The sequence below is a fragment of the Bradyrhizobium pachyrhizi genome (assembly GCF_001189245.1).
GTDB lineage: Bacteria > Pseudomonadota > Alphaproteobacteria > Rhizobiales > Xanthobacteraceae > Bradyrhizobium > Bradyrhizobium pachyrhizi.
In genome coordinates this window covers 39106-44303 of record NZ_LFIQ01000072.1, presented here as the reverse complement: position 1 = coordinate 44303, position 5198 = coordinate 39106, and the positions used below count along the sequence as shown (strand labels likewise).

Genomic DNA, 5198 nt, shown 5'->3' with positions numbered 1-5198 from the left:
CGCCGGCCCGCCGTTCGACCCGGGCGACGTTCCGGGGCATCTGGCGGCGTTCAAGATCGGGCGCTGGAAGGCCTGAGCGTGACGGAGCGGCCGCTTCCGGCGGCACGTGCACGACCGGTGCGTCTTGTTGCTGGGACAAGGATGGGCAACAGGCGCGGCAGCGGCAGCGCCTCGACTATCCACCTCCGGCTACTTTGCATGGGGTTGTTTTCGAGATTTTCGATTATTGCGGGACTGGCGCGGGTTCCCGACGCCTCGAATTGCGGCGAATAGGATTCTCGGCCGAGCGCGCGAGAAGGAATATTCCTCTCGGAACCGAGTTCCCGAAGGCGGCGGCATCGCTATTTTTGCCGCCCGCTTGAATCCGGACGCGAACGATATTCCATATGCCCGAGAATGGGGCGTTGGAGATCGACCATGCGCGAGCTATCGGCGGAAGCCCGCCTGCACCTTTACGCGCGACACATTTCACGGAAGTCCGGGACCGGAATTCACACGGCGGCGCTCTACAGCGCCTTTGCGGTGATCGCGGCCATCGTGTTCGGCACGCTGTCCGTCCACCCGTTCTGAACCCTTCGGAAAATTCAAAAGCCGCCGTCTGATATCCTCAGGCGGCGGCTTTGTGTTGGCTGGATGCTGACGGCTCAGTAGCCGTAGCCGCGACCATACCCGTAGCCGTAGCCGCCACCGCAGGTGCTGCAGGTCGGCTGAACCGGCGCGTAGTAGGAATAGCCCGGCGAGACCATTTCGGTGCGCTCCTGCGTGGCGTATTGCGGCGCGATGCGCTCATAGGCGACGCCTTCGGGCGCGACCATCACCGTCTTCGGTACCATCACGGTGCGATACTGTGCCGGCGTGCGATGCGCGACGACGCGGCCCGGCGCCACCATGACGGTCTCCTGCACCGTGCGATACTGCGGCGGCACGCTCTGCACCTGATAGCAGGTCGTGCACGGCTGCGGCGGCGGCGTATAGCAGCTGTAGCAGCCGGCGGATGCCGCGCTGGTGAAGGCGGCGGTAGCAACCGCGGCGATGGTGAGGGAGAGGCTGGTGCGGAACATGCTTTCGTACCCAATTTCCCAAGAGGACAATCAAAGGCTCGGAAGCTGCACCTAGCAATCAAACGGCAAGTTTGGGTTTAAGAAGACTCTTAACGGAATCTAAAAGGGCCGGCGCGGCGGCCGGCCCTTTTTTGATCGATGCGTTCGCGGCTCAGTACGCGGTCTTGAACGGCGCAACGGTGATGCCCGCCTGCTTCAGCGCCTCGCGCAGGCCGCGCGCGATCTCGACGGCTCCACGCGTGTCGCCATGGATGCAGACGGTATCGGTCTGCATCTTGATCACCTTGCCGGTGACCGAGACGACGGCTCCGTCCTGCACCATCCGTACCACACGATCGGCAATCGCCTTAGGATCGTGCAGCACCGCGCCGGGCTTCTTGCGCGACACCAGGTTGCCGTCGTCCTCATAGGCGCGGTCGGCGAACACCTCATGCGCCATGCGCAGATTGGCAGCCTCGCCGGCACGCACCAGTTTCGAATTCGCCAGCACCACGAAAATCAGGTTGGGGTCGACCGCCTTGATTGCGTTGGCGATCGCGTGTGCAGTCATGTCGTCCTCGCAGGCGACGTTGGAAATCGCGCCATGCGCCTTCACATGGGTGACCTTGTGACCGGCCGCGGTCGCGATCGCCTGCAAGGCGCCGATCTGGTAGGCGATCAGGTTCTCGATCTCCGAGGACGTCAGTCCCGGCATCGGGCGGCGGCCAAAGCCGTGCAGGTCGCGATAGCCGGGATGGGCGCCGACGCTGACGCCACGCGCCTTCGCCAGATCGACCGTCTTGCGCATGATGTCGGCGTCGCCGGCATGAAAGCCGCAGGCGACGTTGACCGAGGTCGCAAGCTCGATCATCGCGGCATCATTGCCCATTTCCCAGGGGCCAAAGCTTTCGCCGAGATCGCAATTGAGGTCGATGGTTGAGGTCATGACGATCGATCCGTCTGTTGTTGTACAGATTCAGGGTAGCGCAACTTGCCAGGTCGACACATCGACGGCGTTGACGGCCTGACCCGCGACATTCGCATCCCGCAGCGCTTCGATGTTGAGGCCAAAATCCTCAATGCCACGGAGGCGGTCGGGCAGGGAACGCAGCATCTCGTGGAACTTGATCGCCTCGGCCTGCGCTTCTGCCATCGTCACCGCCTTGAAGCGGAAAGGCCGGCCGGCCGAGATCTGCGCGAAGCGGCCGAAATCGGCCGTGATCGCGGTTGCGATCTTCGGATAGCCGCCGCTGGTGCCGCGGTCCGGCATCAGCACGATCGGCTGGCCGTTGCCGGGCACCTGGATGCTGCCGTTCACGGTGCCGTCGGAGACGATGTTGTGGCCGTCGAGATGCTTGATGACGGGACCTTCGAGGCGATAGCCCATGCGGTCGCTGGTCGCCGAGATCTTCCACTCGCTGTCGACCAACAGTTTCTTGTTGTCCTCGGCGAACTCGTCGTCCTGCGGGCCGAACACGATGCGGATCGGCGCATCGGTCGCGGCCGGCATTTCGATGCGGCGTTCGGGCGCGCCGCTTGCAGCCTGCGTCGTCAACTCGTCGCCGCTTTGCAGCGGCCGCGGGTAGGGGCTGCCGAGCCCGGCGCGGGCGTTGACGGCGAGGCTGCCGAACATCGGCTCGCCCTCGATGCCGTGCTCGATCGCGAGATAGCTGAACGAGCCGCCGCGCGCGAAGCCGAGAGTGAGCGTCTCACCTTCGGCGAGCGTCGCCGAGCTGTCGAACGCGACCGGCCGGCCGCCGATATCGGCATTGCGCGACGCGCCGGCGAGCCCGACGCGCACCGCGCCGCCGCGTGCGGTGAAGCTGGCGCCGAACGGGCCGATCTCCACCGCGGCGGCGAACAGGTCATTGCCGACCAGCGTGTTGGCGGCCGCCAGCGAAAGCCGGTCCATCGCGCCGCTCGGCGTCAGGCCGTAGCGCTGCGAGCCCGGACGTCCGCCGTCCTGCACCGAGCTTGCCGGGCCGATCGAGGTGACGACGAGCTTGCTCATGGCGTCACCAGTTCGGCGACGAACTCGCCGGCCTCGGCGGCGCGGTCCTGTTCGGCAAAGGTCTTGGCGTCGATCGCGGTGAAGGTGATGGCATCGCCCGGCTCCAGCAGGAAGGTCGGATCGCGATGCAACTGGTAGGTCCTCACTGGCGTGCGGCCGAGCAGGTGCCAGCCGCTCGGGCCGGCCAGGCACTGCACACCGGTCTGGATGCCGCCGATCGAAATGGTGCCGGCCGGGGTCAGCAGCCGCGGGTCCTTGCGCCGCGGCATGTGCAGGAAGGTCTCCAGCCCGCTGAGATAGGACCAGCCAGGCGTGAAGCCGATCATGGCGACCCGATAGTCGCCGGCGACGTGGCGTGCCACGACCTCGTCCGGCGTGGTTTTGAGCGCCTTCGCGACATCCTCGAGATCGATGCCATGCTCGCCGCCATAGGTCACGGGAATCCGCCAGCGCCGCGTCCCGGTCTCGGTCGGCGGCGCCTTGGCCGCGCGTGCCAGTAGTTGCCCGCCGAGCGCATCGAAGCTGATCCGGACGGGGTCGTAATGCACCAGCAGCGACCGGTAGGTCGGCACGGTCTCGGTGATGCCGGCGATCGGCTCGGCAGCGATCACGCGGTCGAGCGCCAGCACCCGCCGGTTGGCGGCGTCATCGATGGTGCGGCTAAATTCCACCGTGATGGCGCTGTCGCCACTCGGCAAAAGGCGGGGAGGACTTAAGGGTTCGGCCATTGGGTCAAGCGCTGTCGTCAGCCATCAAGCTAGCGTGTTTCGAGATGAAACGGAATTCGCTTCGTGCAAAATGATGCAGCAACTTCAATAAATTAATCGGCATGCTGGCGATAAATTTGGATGATCGCAGCTTTTTCGCGCAGCCCTTGACGCAAGGCCCTTGCCCGGCAACATGCGCCGGTCTTTTCCTCCCATCGGAGCAAGCTTTCCAGATGTCACTGTCCGCCGAAGCGATCGCGACGCTGTCGCACGTGTCCACCGCCACCATCACCACCGTCCTGCTCAAGAAGGGCCTGCGCAACATCTGGATGCGCGGCACCAAGCCGCTGAAGCCGGGGCAGAAGCGGCTGGTCGGACCGGCCTTCACGCTGCGCTTCGTGCCGGCCCGTGAGGATCTGGCGACGCCGGAGTCCTGGTCGTCGCCGATCTCGACCCGCACCGCGATCGAGGCGATGCCGGCCGGCTGCATTGCCGTGGTCGATGCCATGGGCATCACCGATGCCGGCATTTTCGGCGACATCCTCTGCGCTCGCATGGTCAAGCGCGGGGTGACGGCGCTGATCACCGACGGGGTGGTGCGCGACGTCGAGGGCGTGCTCGGCACCGGCCTGCCGGTGTGGTGCGACGGCTACGCCGCTCCGCCGTCAGTCGCAGGCCTGACCTTCGTCGGCTGGGGCGAACCGATCGGCTGCGGCGGCGTTGCCGTATTCCCGAACGACGTGGTGGTGGCCGACCAGGACGGCGCGGTGCTGATCCCGCAGGCGTTCCTCGATCACGTGCTGGCCGAGGGGCCGGAGCAGGAACGGATGGAAGCCTGGATCGTCAACGAGGTGAACAATGGCGCCCAGCTGCCCGGCCTGTATCCGATGAATGCCGAGACCAAGGCGCGCTACGCCGCGACCAAGAAATAACGTCAAGAAAGGGAGGTAACCCCATGGACATCCACGTTTCCGGCTCGCGGCCGACCCGCCGCGCGCCGAAGGAGAACTTTACCGGCACCGTGCTGCAGGACCCGATCAACATGGCGCCTGCGCCGGCGCGGCTGAACGCCTCGCGCGTCTCGTTCGAGCCCGGCGCACGCACCGCCTGGCACACCCATCCGCTCGGACAGACGCTGTATGTGATCTCCGGCATCGGGCGCGTGCAGGCCAAGGGCGGCCCGATCAGGGAGATTCGTCCCGGCGATGTGGTCTGGATTCCGCCGAACGAGAAGCACTGGCACGGGGCCTCGCCGGACAACAGCATGACCCACATCGCCATGCAGGAGGCGCTCGATGGCGTCTATTCGACCTGGATGGAGCACGTCACCGACGAGGAATACAACGGCAAGGTCGGCTGAAGCGTCGTAGCAGTTCGCGAGATGAAAGCCCCGCTCGTCAGGCGGGGCTTTTTCGTATGCCTAGCCCGGATGGAGACCGC

The 5198-nt window shown here is 65.6% G+C and carries 7 protein-coding genes; 3 read left to right on the top strand and 4 right to left on the bottom strand.

What is annotated here, in order from left to right; translation table 11 throughout:
* Positions 1–417: 417 nt before the first annotated feature.
* Entirely contained in the window at positions 418–570 is a 153-nt protein-coding gene (locus AKL29_RS41945) for a hypothetical protein (RefSeq protein ID WP_167350397.1), read from the top strand.
* Positions 571–644: 74 nt separating this feature from the next.
* Here AKL29_RS41945 and AKL29_RS14790 read toward each other — a convergent pair whose 3' ends face one another.
* The 4 genes from AKL29_RS14790 to pxpB all read right to left on the bottom strand — a co-directional run bounded on the left by AKL29_RS14790 (position 645) and on the right by pxpB (position 3779).
* Entirely contained in the window at positions 645–1061 is a 417-nt protein-coding gene (locus AKL29_RS14790; protein ID WP_050384702.1) for a hypothetical protein, read from the bottom strand.
* Between the two features lie 151 nt (positions 1062–1212).
* Positions 1213–1986, bottom strand: a complete 774-nt coding sequence (locus AKL29_RS14785; RefSeq protein WP_050384701.1) for a LamB/YcsF family protein — start codon at positions 1984–1986, stop codon at positions 1213–1215.
* A 30-nt stretch (positions 1987–2016) separates the two neighbouring features.
* Positions 2017–3051 (bottom strand): 5-oxoprolinase subunit C family protein, encoded by a 1035-nt coding sequence (locus tag AKL29_RS14780; protein WP_050384700.1) that lies wholly within the window; start codon positions 3049–3051, stop codon positions 2017–2019.
* On the bottom strand, positions 3048–3779 hold the full coding sequence (gene pxpB / locus AKL29_RS14775; RefSeq protein ID WP_050384699.1) for a 5-oxoprolinase subunit PxpB: 732 nt from the start codon (positions 3777–3779) through the stop codon (positions 3048–3050). Before pxpB ends, AKL29_RS14780 begins: the two co-directional genes overlap by 4 nt.
* A 212-nt stretch (positions 3780–3991) precedes the next feature.
* Between pxpB and AKL29_RS14770 the strand changes: the two genes are divergently transcribed.
* Complete coding sequence (locus tag AKL29_RS14770) at positions 3992–4690, top strand: ribonuclease activity regulator RraA (protein WP_028332032.1); 699 nt, start codon at positions 3992–3994, stop codon at positions 4688–4690.
* Between the two features lie 23 nt (positions 4691–4713).
* Positions 4714–5118 (top strand): (R)-mandelonitrile lyase, encoded by a 405-nt coding sequence (locus tag AKL29_RS14765; RefSeq protein WP_016847553.1) that lies wholly within the window; start codon positions 4714–4716, stop codon positions 5116–5118.
* The last annotated feature ends 80 nt before the right edge of the window (positions 5119–5198 follow it).

Coding starts and splice junctions, on each gene's coding strand:
- AKL29_RS41945 (WP_167350397.1), top strand. CDS start 418: ATGCGCGAGCTATCGGCGGAAGCCCGCCTGCACCTTTACGCGCGACAC.
- AKL29_RS14790 (WP_050384702.1), bottom strand. CDS start 1,061: ATGTTCCGCACCAGCCTCTCCCTCACCATCGCCGCGGTTGCTACCGCC.
- AKL29_RS14785 (WP_050384701.1), bottom strand. CDS start 1,986: ATGACCTCAACCATCGACCTCAATTGCGATCTCGGCGAAAGCTTTGGC.
- AKL29_RS14780 (WP_050384700.1), bottom strand. CDS start 3,051: ATGAGCAAGCTCGTCGTCACCTCGATCGGCCCGGCAAGCTCGGTGCAG.
- pxpB (WP_050384699.1), bottom strand. CDS start 3,779: ATGGCCGAACCCTTAAGTCCTCCCCGCCTTTTGCCGAGTGGCGACAGC.
- AKL29_RS14770 (WP_028332032.1), top strand. CDS start 3,992: ATGTCACTGTCCGCCGAAGCGATCGCGACGCTGTCGCACGTGTCCACC.
- AKL29_RS14765 (WP_016847553.1), top strand. CDS start 4,714: ATGGACATCCACGTTTCCGGCTCGCGGCCGACCCGCCGCGCGCCGAAG.